The 13,754-nt window shown below is 45.1% G+C and carries 16 protein-coding genes; 8 read left to right on the forward strand and 8 right to left on the reverse strand.

All coding sequences use genetic code 11. The features are described from left to right. From A3IE_RS0108585 to A3IE_RS0108600, 4 genes are all read right to left on the reverse strand, one after another. Positions 1-744, reverse strand: coding sequence for an ABC transporter ATP-binding protein (locus tag A3IE_RS0108585; RefSeq protein WP_020395203.1), 744 nt, complete (start codon positions 742-744; stop codon positions 1-3). Continuing rightward, entirely contained in the window at positions 741-1,484 is a 744-nt protein-coding gene (locus A3IE_RS0108590) for an ABC transporter permease (protein WP_020395204.1), read from the reverse strand. The genes A3IE_RS0108585 and A3IE_RS0108590 overlap by 4 nt, the downstream gene beginning before the upstream one ends. A 3-nt stretch (positions 1,485-1,487) precedes the next feature. Beyond that, a complete protein-coding gene (locus tag A3IE_RS0108595) occupies positions 1,488-2,474 on the reverse strand; it encodes an ABC transporter substrate-binding protein (RefSeq protein ID WP_020395205.1) in 987 nt (328 codons plus the stop codon). Between the two features lie 145 nt (positions 2,475-2,619). After that, positions 2,620-3,423, reverse strand: coding sequence for an ABC transporter permease (locus A3IE_RS0108600; RefSeq protein ID WP_020395206.1), 804 nt, complete (start codon positions 3,421-3,423; stop codon positions 2,620-2,622). Between the two features lie 133 nt (positions 3,424-3,556). Between A3IE_RS0108600 and A3IE_RS0108605 the strand changes: the two genes are divergently transcribed. The 4 genes from A3IE_RS0108605 (at position 3,557) to mgrA (ending at position 7,557) form a co-directional block, all read left to right on the forward strand. Beyond that, positions 3,557-4,540, forward strand: coding sequence for a PQQ-dependent catabolism-associated beta-propeller protein (locus A3IE_RS0108605; protein ID WP_020395207.1), 984 nt, complete (start codon positions 3,557-3,559; stop codon positions 4,538-4,540). After that, positions 4,533-5,777 (forward strand): ABC transporter substrate-binding protein, encoded by a 1,245-nt coding sequence (locus tag A3IE_RS0108610; protein WP_020395208.1) that lies wholly within the window; start codon positions 4,533-4,535, stop codon positions 5,775-5,777. The genes A3IE_RS0108605 and A3IE_RS0108610 overlap by 8 nt, the downstream gene beginning before the upstream one ends. A gap of 101 nt (positions 5,778-5,878) precedes the next feature. Beyond that, entirely contained in the window at positions 5,879-6,334 is a 456-nt protein-coding gene (locus A3IE_RS0108615; protein ID WP_020395209.1) for a tellurite resistance TerB family protein, read from the forward strand. 197 nt (positions 6,335-6,531) lie between these two features. Next, the gene (gene mgrA / locus A3IE_RS0108620; RefSeq protein ID WP_020395210.1) at positions 6,532-7,557 is read left to right on the forward strand and encodes an L-glyceraldehyde 3-phosphate reductase; all 1,026 of its coding nucleotides are present in this window, start codon (positions 6,532-6,534) and stop codon (positions 7,555-7,557) included. Between the two features lie 65 nt (positions 7,558-7,622). On the opposite strand, the gene A3IE_RS0108625 is transcribed toward mgrA, so the two are convergent. Both A3IE_RS0108625 and A3IE_RS0108630 read right to left on the reverse strand, forming a co-directional pair. Beyond that, positions 7,623-8,348, reverse strand: coding sequence for a hypothetical protein (locus tag A3IE_RS0108625; RefSeq protein ID WP_020395211.1), 726 nt, complete (start codon positions 8,346-8,348; stop codon positions 7,623-7,625). Positions 8,349-8,369: 21 nt separating this feature from the next. Then, entirely contained in the window at positions 8,370-9,272 is a 903-nt protein-coding gene (locus A3IE_RS0108630) for a radical SAM protein (RefSeq protein WP_020395212.1), read from the reverse strand. A 207-nt stretch (positions 9,273-9,479) separates the two neighbouring features. Between A3IE_RS0108630 and A3IE_RS0108635 the strand changes: the two genes are divergently transcribed. Further along, on the forward strand, positions 9,480-10,061 hold the full coding sequence (locus A3IE_RS0108635) for a Uma2 family endonuclease (protein ID WP_020395213.1): 582 nt from the start codon (positions 9,480-9,482) through the stop codon (positions 10,059-10,061). A 50-nt stretch (positions 10,062-10,111) separates the two neighbouring features. On the opposite strand, the gene A3IE_RS0108640 is transcribed toward A3IE_RS0108635, so the two are convergent. After that, positions 10,112-10,741, reverse strand: coding sequence for a Vat family streptogramin A O-acetyltransferase (locus A3IE_RS0108640; protein ID WP_020395214.1), 630 nt, complete (start codon positions 10,739-10,741; stop codon positions 10,112-10,114). A 376-nt stretch (positions 10,742-11,117) separates the two neighbouring features. On the opposite strand from A3IE_RS0108640, the gene A3IE_RS0108645 reads away from it, so the two are divergent. From A3IE_RS0108645 to A3IE_RS0108655, 3 genes are all read left to right on the forward strand, one after another. Continuing rightward, a complete protein-coding gene (locus tag A3IE_RS0108645) occupies positions 11,118-11,750 on the forward strand; it encodes an RNA ligase family protein (RefSeq protein WP_020395215.1) in 633 nt (210 codons plus the stop codon). Next, entirely contained in the window at positions 11,747-12,994 is a 1,248-nt protein-coding gene (locus tag A3IE_RS0108650) for an ATP-binding protein (RefSeq protein ID WP_020395216.1), read from the forward strand. The genes A3IE_RS0108645 and A3IE_RS0108650 overlap by 4 nt, the downstream gene beginning before the upstream one ends. 87 nt (positions 12,995-13,081) lie before the next feature. Next, on the forward strand, positions 13,082-13,543 hold the full coding sequence (locus A3IE_RS0108655; protein WP_020395217.1) for an ATP-grasp domain-containing protein: 462 nt from the start codon (positions 13,082-13,084) through the stop codon (positions 13,541-13,543). Here the strand turns inward: A3IE_RS0108655 and A3IE_RS22450 are convergent. Continuing rightward, positions 13,519-13,752 carry a transposase gene (locus A3IE_RS22450; RefSeq protein ID WP_425425129.1) on the reverse strand — a complete coding sequence of 78 codons (234 nt, stop codon included), beginning with the start codon at positions 13,750-13,752 and terminating at the stop codon, positions 13,519-13,521. The two genes, A3IE_RS0108655 and A3IE_RS22450, sit on opposite strands and share 25 nt — an antisense overlap. Positions 13,753-13,754 lie beyond the last annotated feature (2 nt).

Consider the following 13,754-nt stretch of genomic DNA (forward strand, 5'->3'; position numbering starts at 1 on the left):
TTATTCCTTTGCCAAAGAGCCCGACAGCAGTTGTGGGTAGTGTTGCAATAGTTGGTTTTGCACGCTTTGTAGATCACTGGTGATGGGGGAGCGCGGTCGTGCCAAGGGCACACGATAATCCAAAATGACCTGAGCGGGGCGTGCCGAGAAAAATAAAATCCGATCAGCCAACTGCAAGGCCTCATTCAAGCTGTGCGTGACAAATAATACGGTCGGGCGTGTGTTTTGCCATAATTGTATTAATAATTGGCGTAGATCTTGGGCGGTCGGCTCATCTAAAGACTGAAAGGGTTCGTCCATGAGTAGTAATTGCGGCTGCGTCACAAAGGCACGCACTAAGGCCACGCGCCGCTTCAAACCACCCGATAATTGCTTAGGGAAAGCCGCACGAAACACACTTAAACTTAGTTGCTGTAATAGCTTATCCATGCGTGCAAAACGCTCGTTATCCGCTTGCAAAGGCGGTGCATCCAGTACTAAACGAATATTATTTTCCACACTCAGCCACGGCATTAAACGTGGCTCTTGAAACATATAACTCAAGGCCTCGCGCGGCGCTTGGATGTGGCCTTGGAAATCCGTTTCTAAGCCAGCAATCAGATTCAAGAGCGTGGTTTTGCCAGTGCCGGAAGGGCCGACCAGAGCGACAAATTCGCCAGATTCGACGCTAAAATGTACATCACACAGGGTTTGCACGCCATTGGCAAACGTCTTATCCCCTAATGCTACTTGTAAAAGACTCATTCACGCCACCGATTTAAACGTTTTTCTAGGGGGCGCAGGAAGATCGCTTCGAGGATAAGAATTAAGGTCACAAAGGCGAAGGTATAAGCTAAAATACCTTTTATATCAAAGTAATGGAAATAATTGCCCAGTTGAAAGCCAATGCCATTACTACGTCCTAGTAATTCGACCACTAAGACAATTTTCCAAATCAGGGCTAAACCATTGCGTGCTGCTGCGAATAAATAAGGATAAAGTTGCGGCCAATATACGCGCCAAAAACCTTGCAGTGGCGACAAGCGATACACTTGTGCGACTTGCAATAAATCCTTATCAATCGCGCGCGCCCCTTCACGTAAAGTCACTATTACCATCGGGATTTTATTAATTGCCACCGCCAGAATCGCAGCAGTTTCGCCTAAGCCAAGCCAGATATAGCAGAGAATAACCGTGACTAGGGCTGGAATATTGAGGCCAATAATCACCAAGGTATCCAGCCACTCATTCCAGCGTTCACGGCTGCCCATCAGAATGCCAAGCCCTACACCAATGAGCATGGCAAGCGTGAAGCTAGCAATCACTCGACCTAAAGTAGCACTCAAGTGGCGCAATAAATCACCGGAAACTAATTGTTCCCACAGTGTGAATAATACCGCACTGGGGGGAGGCAAATAACGGCTCTGTAAACACCACGCGAGTATTTGCCACAGCAGCACAAAGCTGAGCAGTATGACCACGCGTGGCTGGAGAAAAACCTTCATCAATTAAGGGCAGGCTGGCAAACTAAAGCCTGAGTAAAACATACCCTGTGGTAGCTCCTTTACATCACCGACTAAATCTTTGCCACCTAAATCAGCTAGCAATTTAAACGTTTGGGTCGCAGCGGCTTGCTGTTTTTCACCAAAACAGGCGGGAATCCCCGCGCGGAAAGCATCGCGTAATGCCATAAACACGCCATCTTTATCGGCTTTCATGCGTGGGCGAATACGTGCCCATTCTTCGTCACTGTTTTGCAAGATTTTTTTTGCCGCATACGAGGCGGTCAAAAAGCCTTTGGTGGCCTTCTCGTGGTCTTTTGCCCACTTTTCACTAAATACCCAACCAATCATGGGGAGATCTTTTTGAATGCCTAAACCTTCTAAGACTTGTGGCACGGTGATCACGGTCTTTAAGCCCTCATCTTGTAAACGTGCCGCAAAATTCCAGAAATTTAATACCGCATCAAGCTCACCTTTTTGCATCACTTCATTCAATAAAGGAGGCGCACCGTATTGGATGTTGGCTGCTTGGGCGAGATCCATTTTATCCGTTTGTTGTGCATAAGCGCGCACTAACAACCAGCTCTTATCTTTAGCACCACCGGCCACGCCAAGCTTTTTACCTTTTAAATCAGCAAGAGTATTAATGTTGGCTTTGGGGTTAGCGAGCATACTGCCAACGGCCGTGGAATAGGGAAATAATACATAATCTTGTCCTGCTGCACGTTGTTGCGCGACCCAAATCCAATCGGTAACAACGATATCGACGGCACCCCCTAATAAAGCGACGGTTGCCGCATCTGCTGAGGCAACCGGCACGACTTCTAGTTCAAAGTTATTTGCAGCATCTAGCTTATGCTCTTTGAGTACATCGAGTTCCCAATTGACGGTGCCAAATTCCAATACGCCAACTCTTACTTTATCTACAGCATAGGAGAGGCTAGGGGCGAGCATGAGGGCGAGGCTAAGCGCCAGTAGGCGTAAATAATTCATTGTTATTCCTCCTGAATACGAGTGACGAAGGCTGGGAATTAAGTTTGCTCAGAGTCGTAGTAAAGACACCCTTGTACAACCCAGCGTCGCCTTCCTGCGGCACAGGCTCTGTTCAAACTTAACCCCCAACCTCTCAATACTGTGCTCATGCCTGACGTGTGCGTTGAATCAGGCCACGTTGAGGATCATAGCCCCAAACTGCGAGCAAGAAAAAGATAGATAAAGCGCCCAATACGACCAAAGAGGAGAGGAGGTTCAATTGGCCGTAAAGGGCAAACCGGATCATTTCAACCGCATGGGTAAACGGGTTGAAGCTCGCTAAAGCATGAACCCATGTTGCCCCTGATTCTTGTAGCTTCCACAAGGGGTAAAGCGCGGTTGAAATAAAAAACATCGGGAAAATTACAAAATTCATGGTGCCCGCAAAATTCTCCAATTGGCGAATCGACACTGAGAGCAATAAGCCCAACGCGCCTAGCATCAAACCAGAAAGCACTAAGGCAGGAAAAGCCGTGATCCAACCAGACCACGGAATATCCACACGAAACACCATGCAAAGCACTAAAAAAGCATAAGCTTGTAACACCGATAATAAGGTGCCAGCCACTAGTTTGCTGAATAGCAAAAACCAACGTGGTTGTGGTGCAGTGAGCAGAAGACGCATGAGACCCATCTCGCGGTCATACACCATTGCCAGCGAGGATTGCATACCATTGAATAGCAGTACCATCCCCAATAAACCTGGTACTACATATACTTGGTATTCAATATAGGTTTCATAAGGCGGAATAATCGACACGCCAAAGATATTCTGGAAACCTGCCGCAAACACAACCAGCCATAAGGCGGGGCGCACTAAGGCTGACAGTAAACGTCCACGTTGATGCCAGAATTTAATGGTTTCACGTTGACAGATGGCCACTAAGGCTGGCCAATGCCGTGTTGCCATACCACCTCTCCTTGGAATGCAAAAGCTCTTTAGAATAAATAGCGCACTTTTGCTTGGCATGCTACCAACTTTTTTCCAACCAAAATTTGGCTATAATCTGTTAAGACTATACATACTTAGAAGAGGAGCTAAGATGAATCGCCTACCCCTATTAGCTGTGTTAGCAGCTCTCCCTTTTATGCTCCAGACACCGATGAGCTTTGCCAAAGGCACTGGCTATGTGTTTGTGAGTAGTGAAAATGATCATATAGTGACAGTGTTAGATGGCAAAACTTTTGCCAAAGTAAAAGATATTAAAACCGCTAAACGTCCCCGTCACCTGCAATTTAATCCCGATAAGACCCTGTTATATGCAGCCTGCGGTGATGGTGAAAGTATTGATATTATTGATGTTGCTAAATTGGAAGTGACCGATCAAATTGAGGATATTGACGACCCTGAGGCCTTTGATTTAAGTCCTGATAATAAAAATCTGTATATTTCCTTAGAGGACGAAGGTGCTTTAGGCATTATTGATCTGGCCAGCAAGAAAATGACTAAAACCGTAGAAGTAGGTGAAGAGCCTGAAGGTGTACTGGCGAATCCAGATGGCAAAACCGTGTATGTCACTTCCGAAGTAGCGAACATGGTGCATGTCGTTGATCCCAGCGCTGATGAGCCGAAAGCCAATATTGTAGTGGGCACACGCCCACGCCGCTTAGCACTCACACCTGATGGCAAAGAGTTATGGGTGACCAGTGAGCTGGATGCCTCTGTTAGTATTATTGATGTGGCAACCAATACCGTCAAAGAAAAACTCAGCTTTGCACCAGAAGGTTTTCGCAAAGAAGACATTACTCCTGTTGGCTTAGTGATGACTAAAGATGGCAAAACTGCCTTTGTCACCATTGGGCGTGCAAATCGTGTTGCAGTAGTGGATGTGGTAGGGCGCAAGGTCGAAACTTATATTCTGGTGGGGAATCGTGCTTGGAATGCCGCCTTAAATAAAGATGAATCATTGTTATTTGTCGCCAATGGTTTGAGCGACGATGTGTCAATCATTGATGTGCCTGCGCGCAAAGTACTGAAGTCGGTACCTGTCGGACGAGTGCCTTATATGGTGGTGGTTGATGATTAAACAAATGGTCTGGATGGCGCTAGTTGCAAGCCTTTGGCTGAGTACGGCTTATGCGGAAGATAAGCCAGCCGGTATTATGGCTCCGCAAAATTTACCCGCTAATACCGAAGCCGCACCTGTGCAAATCGCCAAATCGGTGCTGACTTTCGCTTATATCGAACTCACCGATGATGCGCGCTATGACGATAAACTGATGCCCAAACAATTCTTGGGCGCGCCGTTTGGACGGCCATATCCGGCTGCTGAAGTGGCTTTAAAAGAAATCAAGTTTCATGGTGAGGCAGCGGGCGTGAGTTTTTCTTTACAGCAAGTCAGTGGCAAAGATAGCGCTGATTTAATTAAACAAGTGGGCGATTTACAGGCTAAAGGAGTGAAGTTTGTTATAGCCGACTTACCTGCTAAAGAGTTGGTGGAAGTGGCACAAGCCTTTAAAGGCAAAGAACTAATTTTTTTTAATATTTCCGCCAAAGATGATGCGCTACGCCAAGCACAATGCCAAGATAATGTATTTCATACAATTCCGAATTTAGCCATGCAAGCAGATGGCTTAGTGCAGTATTTGGTTGCGCATAAATGGCGTAATGCTCTAGTGTTGCAAGGATCTTTGCCCGAGGATCAATTATTACTGGATGCCTTTAGTCGTGCTGCTAAACGTTATGGTTTAAAGATTACTGATACACGTCAGTTCGTATTAGGTAGTGATCCGCGTGAGCGTGAAAAAAATAATATCGCCCTATTAACAGGGGGCGATTATGACGTGGTGTATATTGCGGATAGCCAAGGTGAGTTTGCCCGCAATGCCAATTACCAAACTTTATTACCACGTCCGGTAATAGGTTCTGAAGGTTTAAATGCTTTAGCATGGAGTTGGGCTTGGGAGCGTCACGGTGCGCCGCAAGTAGAGAAGCGCTTTGTAAAACAGGCAGATCGGCACATGAGCGATGTGGATTGGGCGGCTTGGATGGCGGTGCGGTCTTTGGGCGCAGCGGTGCAGCAAACTCAAAGCAGTGATTTAGCGAAGATTCGCGATTACTTACTTGCGCCAATCACGAGTTTAGATGGTGCAAAAGGTAATCCGAGTAGTTTTCGCCCGTGGGATCACCAATTACGCCAACCTTTACTCGTTGCGACGCATAATTGGGTAGTGGAGCGTGCACCACTGCCAGGTTTTTTACACCAAATCAATAATCTGGACACCTTGGGGTTTGATCAGCCGGATAGCCAGTGTAAGTTTTAGCAAGCTTTGTCCATGCTTCTCATCACGGTTATTCGTATTTGATAGAGGGCTGTGCTATCTAATCGCTATTAATACTAATAGATAGAAAAGGGAGTTTAGCCATGTCATTGTTCGACAGCTTAAAACAAAAAGTACAAGAAGCACGCAGTCAATTAACACTCGAAGTCAGCAAATTTCGTAATCGTGAGTTTATGGAGGCGTGTATTGCTAGTTGTGCGCTAGTGGCGGCGGCTGATGGCAATGTTAGTTCTGCTGAAAAACAAAAGATGATGAAGTTTATTCAACAGTCTGATGAGCTTAAAGTTTTCGATACTAAAGATGTGATTGATTTCTTTAATAAGATTAATACGAACTTCGAGTTTGATCTGGAAATTGGTAAGGCTGAAGCGTTAAAAGTAATTGGTAAATTGCGTAATAAACCGGAGGCAGCGCGTCTGATGGTGAGAGTCTGTGTCGCCATTGCAAATTCGGATGGTGCGTTTGATGAAAAAGAAAAGCAAGTGATTCGCGAGATTTGCAATGATTTAGGCGTTCCTGCCGATAGTTTTGACCTCTAATGTCTTAAGGTGTAGGAAAGGCTAACTCGCCTTTCTTCCCTCATGTCATAGCCGCTTTTTGGAGTTGTTTAATACTTGCCTTAAAACAGCAGCAGCTTAGGTGCTGCGTATTAGCTCACAAAAAATTATCCCATAGTAAACCAAAGCGACTAGGCTCATACTAAGGCCATTGTATTGAATAGCAAGGAGATGCTGTCATGGTTTATCAAGCCGATTCCGCCCGTTATGAAACGATGCAGTACCGCCGTTGTGGGCGCAGTGGCTTATTGCTTCCTATCATTTCCTTAGGGCTTTGGCATAATTTTGGTGCTCAGAGTTCGCTAGATCATAGCCGTGCTATGTTGCGTCGGGCTTTTGATTTAGGTATTACGCATTTTGATTTAGCGAATAATTACGGCCCACCGCCTGGTTCGGCTGAACAAGCGTTCGGTAAGCTCTTGGCACAGGATTTTCTCCCATATCGCGATGAGCTGATTATATCGACTAAGGCAGGCTATGATATGTGGCCGGGCCCCTATGGTGAATGGGGGTCGCGCAAGTATTTAATCGCTAGCCTTGATCAAAGCCTGAAACGTATGGGTTTGGATTATGTCGATATTTTTTATTCGCACCGTTTTGACCCCCATACGCCTTTGGAAGAAACGATGGGGGCTTTGGATAGCATAGTACGTCAGGGAAAAGCCTTATATGTCGGTATTTCGTCTTATTCGCCTGCCAAGACGCACGAAGCGGCCAAGATCCTGCGCCAATTGGGTACTCCTTGCCTAATCCATCAGCCGTCTTATTCGTTGCTCAATCGTTGGATAGAACAAGGTTTATTAACTGCTTTGCAACAAGAAGGGATGGGTTGCATTGCCTTTTCACCTTTAGCGCAAGGATTATTGAGTAATAAATACTTACAAGGTGTTCCGGCGGATTCACGTGCCGCGCATGGAGGCTCATTTTTAGGAGAGTTTCTGAATGAAAAGAATCTAAAGATGGTGCGTGATCTGAATCAAATTGCACAAGGCCGTGGTCAAACATTAGCGCAAATGGCCTTGGCTTGGGCATTGCGTGATGAGCGCGTAACATCTGTATTAATCGGAGCTAGCAGTGTGCAGCAGATTGAAGAGAATGTGGGTACTTTAAATAAATTAGATTTTAGTATGCAGGACTTAGTGAGTATCGATCAAGTCGCGCAAGATGGTGGGATTAATCTTTGGGCACAATCGAGTGCACATTAAATAAATCTTCATCAAAAGGCGCTACCCAGTGCGTTGCGCCTTTGTCGTATCGTTTGAATTAATCTTTATTCGCCATAGTTTTTACCCAGTAACTCAAATAGGTCGGCACGTTCTTGTTTGAGTTTGTCGTCATGTAAATTTTTATTAAGCGTTAGCGTGTAGGCGCGATGTGTTTTAGTATTGACCCAATCTAAAGCGCTCTCAAATGCTTCCTTATCTTTAGCTTTTTTAACGGCAAGCATCGCAGGATAAACGCCTACTTGAGTATTTAAGGCATTTTTAGAGGTGAAAATCGATCCCGCTCCAAAAGAGAGGTCTTGCTCGCTAAGCATTATTTTTCCATAAGGCGAATCATAAATCGTGGTTAAGCCATCAAATTTTTCACCATCTGTGCCGCCAGACTCCTCCAAGGATAAGAGTTTGAAGTTGGCTTGATCCGTTAAAAGCTTCGGTTCAAATTTCAAACGCTCTTTGATTTTAGTGGGATCAGTAATAGTTGCTTCAGCATCTGTGAGGAGTTGATCCACATGAGTCAGTTCATCGCTTTCAAGTTCAATCACTGTATTAGCAGCCAAAAGTTTTTCAAAATTACGCTGCTCTTCTACCCATTCTTTAACATCTATGCCTAACTCAGATTCAATGAGCTTGAGCCCCGGATCATTCGCGTCATCTAAATTAATAATATGCAAGTCTGGAGTAGCGCTGACGGGTTTTTCTTCTGCTAAGCTCGGCGCACTAATAGCAACGAATAACAAAGCGAGTAATGAAAATTTGCGAAAATCCTTGTTCATTAGCATTCCTTAAAAAAATTATTAACCACTGTAAATCGGTAAGTGCCAATTCGGTCCCTTGCTGCGTGCATAGTCAACGGCTTCTTGGATTTGTGCGAGTAGCTTGGCTTTATCCTTAGCAAGCACTCCTTTAAGTACTAGATTATTAGATACATGATCACTACGGAAAATAGTTTGATTTAAGTCTAAATGCTGGATGAAAGTTTGCATTTCAGTAAATAAGTCGAGGGTTGAGCAGGGAGAGTAATCCTCGCCAAACTGCTCAGTAAAGCGTCGCTCACCGAATCGGAAGAATAAAGCTAAAGTGGCTAGATATTCAGGTTGGGTTTCATTGATGAGTTGAGCGGAGGCGATGGCGTGCTGTTTACTATAGTGTTGACCGCCTAAGCCATTAATAATCATCACAGACGTTTTAATGTTAGCTGCTTTTAGTTTTAAAATCGCATCGCGAGTGCTGGCAAACGTCTCACTTTTTTGTACCTTTTGCAGCACGGTGTCATCGCCACTTTCAGCACCTATATAAACCAAACTTAGGCCTAGGGCGCGCAAGGCTTGTAATTGTTCAGGTGTTTTATTAGCGATATTTTGCGGCAAGCAATAAGACGAAACGCGACTTACGCTGGGTAGATAAGTGCGAATAGCCTGTAAAATCGCTTCAAGACGGCGAAAGGATAAAACCATCGCATCGCCATCCGCTAAAAAGACACGGCGCACCCCTTGGAGCGTTTCTCCACAGCGCTGAATTTCTGCCAAAACCTCCGCTTCAGGGCGTGGCTTAAACTTTTTCTGCGGCTGCGTATACATGTCGCAGAAGCTACATTGATTCCAACTACACCCGTTAGTTACTTGCAGGATCAACGAATCTGCTTCGCTGGGTGGGCGAAATAAGGGCTCAATGTATTGAACGGGTGGGTCGACGTACATAGTTATCACCTGACACAAGAAAAATGCTGTTTACTATAGTGAGACCTTATCACTGAGTGCAAGCTGCTCACAGTAGTGTGCTCCGTTCGATCATCAGGCGCAGAGTGTTCATATATGGTTGGTATACTAAATGCTTATGTTAAGCATGGGGATTCCCCAAACCAATTTGCTATAATCTGTAAATCTAAGATTGTGTAGAGCGAATAGATGTCCACTGCGCCACAAGTCAATCAGACTTATACTTACAAGGATTATCAGCACTGGCCTGAGGATGAGCACTGGGAGCTCATTGATGGTGTGGCTTATTCAATGACTGCACCTGCGCGCATTCACCAAAAAATCGTTTTAGAATTAGGTCGACAAATTAGTAATTTTTTGCAGGGTAAAACCTGTGAGGTTTATGTTGCACCATTTGCAGTTCGCCTACCCAAACATCAGGAAGCGGACGATCAGATTGATACCGTGGTGGAACCTGATGTTAGTGTAATCTGCGACCTGAATAAATTAGACGAGGCGGGCTGCCGTGGTGCGCCAGATTGGATTATTGAAGTTCTTTCGCCATCAACTACCTTCAAAGATATGCATACCAAGCGTAATCTCTATGAAAAAGTTGGAGTGCGCGAATATTGGATTGTACAACCTACTGAAAGCTGGGTAATGATCTACCTATTGGATGCTCACGGACAGTATGGAAAACCAGAGTTGTTCAAGTTAGAAGCTGTTAGTCCTGTGTCGGTTTTTCCTGCACTGCTAATAGATTGGTCATTTCTTAACTTAGCTACGCAGTGATCTTAGATAAAAGAGGTTTAATAAATCTAGTAAGGCTTAGGCGTAACTAGTTAAACCCGTTCCAACGCATCCACATCACCCCCCATAATCAGCTCCAAATGTTGAGTAATTTTTTCGATACTCCAATCCCACCATGCAAGCGCTTGTAAACGTTGAATGGTGAAGGAATCAAAGCGTGTTTTCAGGACTTGTGCAGGGTTACCGCCGACGATGCTATAGGCTGGGACATCTTTGGTAATCACCGAGCGGCTAGCAATAATGGCACCATTGCCAATGTGCACGCCAGGCATCAGTAAGCTGTCATAACCTAACCAAACATCATGACCAATTACGGTATCGCCTTTGTGGGGTGTATTCATGGCGTGTGGAAGAACTTTTGCCCAATCCTGACCGAAGATACCAAAGGGATAAGTGGAAATACCCGACATAGCATGATTGGCGCCATTCATAATGAATTTCACTCCACGTGCAATCGCACAAAATTTGCCAATCACTAATTGATCGCCAATAAAGGGGTAGTGATACAGAACGTTTTTCTCGAAATTTTCTGCACCCTCAGGATCATCGTAATACGTGTAGTCGCCAATGCTAATTTGCGGATTTTTAACGATATTTTTAATAAAACAAACTTGTGGATAGCCTGCCATCGGATAAGGGTTATTGGCATCGGGAATAGGCATAAGTCTTCCTCCTTAAGCAGTCAGCAAATATCAGCAACTTTATACACAGCACCACTAACGAAACAAGAGAGCGGTGTTGGATTGTGTGCTTTGAAACTTTACTGGAGCCGAACACGACTTTTCAGTCACAAGCTGCTCGTTTCAGCAGTTCAGAAATGATAAAAAGCAATTGGTCGCTAGGAACTATTATTACCCAGTGAATCAGACTAAACTTGAGTCCTTAATGTTTACTTCAATCAGCAAGCTCAATTCATAAGTTATAGCCATGTAATACCTAAAACAAAATTACTACAAAAAATTGCACCCGCATTTGCTCAGTAACCACTGAGATGGTTTTGCTCGTGCTAGTGATTTTAAGGATTTAGGAATACAAGCTATGTCAGTTTATAAATACCCGCGCACGCCGCATTTACCGTGGTCAGCCAGCGTTGCCAGTGACGATATTCGCATTATCAATACTGAGCAATTTGCTGGTCTTGAAGTCGTGGTGACTGAAAAAATGGATGGTGAAAATACTTCACTGTATCGTGATCGTATGCACGCCCGTTCGGTGGACAGTCGCCATCATGCCTCGCGTGACTGGGTCAAACAATGGTACGGCCAGTTTAAGCATGAAATTCCACCCGAGTGGCGTGTGTGCGGCGAGAATATGTATGCACAGCATTCAGTGATTTATGATCAGTTGGACAGCTATTTTTATGGTTTTTCGGTTTGGAATGCGCAGAACATTTGCCTGAGCTGGACGGAAACCTTGGAATGGTTTGCACTGTGGTCTATTCATGTACCACCTGTGTTATACCAAGGTATTTGGAATGAGGCGGCCATTCGCGCGATTCACGTGGATACAACCACTAGCGAAGGCTATGTCGTGCGGGCGACCCGTGCCTTTCATTACGATCAATTTGCGCAAAATATGGCGAAATGGGTACGCGCTAAGCATGTGCAGACCACCGAACATTGGATGTTTGCCGAGATTATTCCCAATGGTTTAAAGGGGGACGTGTCATGAAAACATTAAATGCGTGGTTAGCACAGCTTGCCAAAGATGCGACTCCTCGTTTTGATGAATGCGTCGCACAATTGGGCGCTGACCTGCCGCTATTGTTGCGTTTTAAGGAGACACCACAAGATGCGCAGTGGCACGCAGAGGGGAGCGTACACATCCATACGGGTATGGTGCTGGAGGAGTTGTATCAGCTCTTACAAACAGAGGCGCAACACATTCAAGGCGCTGAGCGTCAAGCGCTGATTTTGGGGGCTTGTTTGCATGATATTGCTAAGCCAATGTGTACCAAAACCTATGAAAAAGAAGGACGTTTACGTATTGGTTCGTCTGGTCATGAGGATAAAGGGCGTTCGTATTTAGCCCCTAAGCTCATGAAATGGCAGCTCGATTTCTCCGTAGTATGGACGGTCTTAAATCTAGTGGGTGAACATCAAATACCGCGCCAACTCATCCTGCGGCAACGTAATCAGGCCGCCTTTTTAAGCTTGGCGCGGCAGTCGAATATGCAGCTCTTGTATTGGTTGGAGCGTGCCGATATTCAAGGTCGGCTCTGTGCTGATAAGGAGATGGATTTATTGGTGCTCGAAGAATTTCGTGCGCTTTGCCAACATTATGGGGTCTGGGATCGTTCAGACCCGCTTGCAATTATTCGCCCCGCTTTAGCTGAACTTTCACCTGGTGCTCAAGATTATGTGCGCAGTTATGCGCTAGCGGAATTAGCAAGCGGCAAAATCACTCAGGCCGAAGAAGCCTTAAGTACCACTTATACGCATCGCGAACATTATGCTCATTTGATCATCGCTTGCGGTTTGAGTGGCTCGGGGAAATCAACTTGGTTGCAAAACCATTTTCCACAATACGAGCGTATTTCTTTGGATGAATTACGTGAACAATGGAATGGTGATCGTGCTAGTCAAGAACATAGCGGCGAGATTCGTCAGCAAGCCAAAGAGCAATTAAAAGCAGTCTTGCGCGCTAAGCGTGGTGTGATTTGGGATGCTACCAATTTGCGCCAAGACTTTCGCTCCACGGTCGCGGATTTGGGACGTGATTATCATGCCTTGGTTACGTTGGTGGTGTTTCTATTGCCTGAAACGGAGTTACGCAAAAATAACCGAGCGCGTGAGCATGTTGTACCGGATGCGGTATTAGATCGTCAGTTGGAGTCTTATCAATTTCCGACTGTGGATGAGGCACATCAGTTTTGGGTGGTGGGTGCAAAGGGGGAAATGCTTTGGCAGGAATAATGATGTAAATGAGTCATGCTGTTAAAAGCTTTAAGTCAGATATCACTAAACTGAATTTAATCAATGAAGCCTTAGCTAGGAACAACCATGCATTACGTTATCCAACAGTCCATTTATAAGCCACAGAATTTGCAAATTTTGTTAGAGGTATTGGAGCGTTTAGCATTACCTTACGATTTGGTGAAGGCGAATGCCGATTTAAGCTTAGAGCCGGAAGTCAATCCTCAAGGTAAGGTCTTTGTGTTTGGGGCTTGGCGTATGGCGGCGATTGCCCAGCAAAGGCAATGGTCGCCTGCGAGTTTTTTAAATGAAAATTTTGATTATGTGGTCTGGCAGCTACAATTAGGTTCACAGTTATTAAACGCCAATGCACAGGTTTTAAAGTTTAAGGAAATCCATGATCTGCAGAGGCGTTATTTTATACGTCCTACCCAAGATACTAAGGCATTTGATGGTGCGGTGTTTGATGCAGATAAGGTAAAGGCTTTGCAGAGTATGACGATTAAAGCCTATCTATTAAGTACCTACCTAAAAGAAATCGCATATTGATGTCCGATGAGGTCTAAGACGTGGCGTAGCTCGTGCTGAAGCATCTCCAAGGACTCATAGGCGTGGAGGGGTAGCCATTCGTATTTGATTTTACGCCACAGTGTTTCAANGCGATTGAGTTCAGGGGAGTAAGGTGGCAGGAAATGCAGAATAATACCATCGCTATACCATTGATGTATTTTCGCTTTTATCGCTTTAGCACGATGAATAG

The sequence above is a fragment of the Thiolinea disciformis DSM 14473 genome (assembly GCF_000371925.1).
Lineage (GTDB): Bacteria > Pseudomonadota > Gammaproteobacteria > Thiotrichales > Thiotrichaceae > Thiolinea > Thiolinea disciformis.

Bases quoted from the DNA above. Each gene is read 5' to 3' on its own strand.
- A3IE_RS0108610 (WP_020395208.1), top strand. From the start codon at position 4,533: ATGATTAAACAAATGGTCTGGATGGCGCTAGTTGCAAGCCTTTGGCTG.
- A3IE_RS0108605 (WP_020395207.1), top strand. From the start codon at position 3,557: ATGAATCGCCTACCCCTATTAGCTGTGTTAGCAGCTCTCCCTTTTATG.
- A3IE_RS0108655 (WP_020395217.1), top strand. From the start codon at position 13,082: ATGCATTACGTTATCCAACAGTCCATTTATAAGCCACAGAATTTGCAA.
- A3IE_RS0108625 (WP_020395211.1), bottom strand. From the start codon at position 8,348: ATGAACAAGGATTTTCGCAAATTTTCATTACTCGCTTTGTTATTCGTT.
- A3IE_RS0108630 (WP_020395212.1), bottom strand. From the start codon at position 9,272: ATGTACGTCGACCCACCCGTTCAATACATTGAGCCCTTATTTCGCCCA.
- A3IE_RS0108615 (WP_020395209.1), top strand. From the start codon at position 5,879: ATGTCATTGTTCGACAGCTTAAAACAAAAAGTACAAGAAGCACGCAGT.
- A3IE_RS0108640 (WP_020395214.1), bottom strand. From the start codon at position 10,741: ATGCCTATTCCCGATGCCAATAACCCTTATCCGATGGCAGGCTATCCA.
- A3IE_RS0108590 (WP_020395204.1), bottom strand. From the start codon at position 1,484: ATGAAGGTTTTTCTCCAGCCACGCGTGGTCATACTGCTCAGCTTTGTG.
- A3IE_RS0108645 (WP_020395215.1), top strand. From the start codon at position 11,118: ATGTCAGTTTATAAATACCCGCGCACGCCGCATTTACCGTGGTCAGCC.
- A3IE_RS0108585 (WP_020395203.1), bottom strand. From the start codon at position 744: ATGAGTCTTTTACAAGTAGCATTAGGGGATAAGACGTTTGCCAATGGC.
- mgrA (WP_020395210.1), top strand. From the start codon at position 6,532: ATGGTTTATCAAGCCGATTCCGCCCGTTATGAAACGATGCAGTACCGC.
- A3IE_RS0108595 (WP_020395205.1), bottom strand. From the start codon at position 2,474: ATGAATTATTTACGCCTACTGGCGCTTAGCCTCGCCCTCATGCTCGCC.
- A3IE_RS0108650 (WP_020395216.1), top strand. From the start codon at position 11,747: ATGAAAACATTAAATGCGTGGTTAGCACAGCTTGCCAAAGATGCGACT.
- A3IE_RS0108600 (WP_020395206.1), bottom strand. From the start codon at position 3,423: ATGGCAACACGGCATTGGCCAGCCTTAGTGGCCATCTGTCAACGTGAA.
- A3IE_RS0108635 (WP_020395213.1), top strand. From the start codon at position 9,480: ATGTCCACTGCGCCACAAGTCAATCAGACTTATACTTACAAGGATTAT.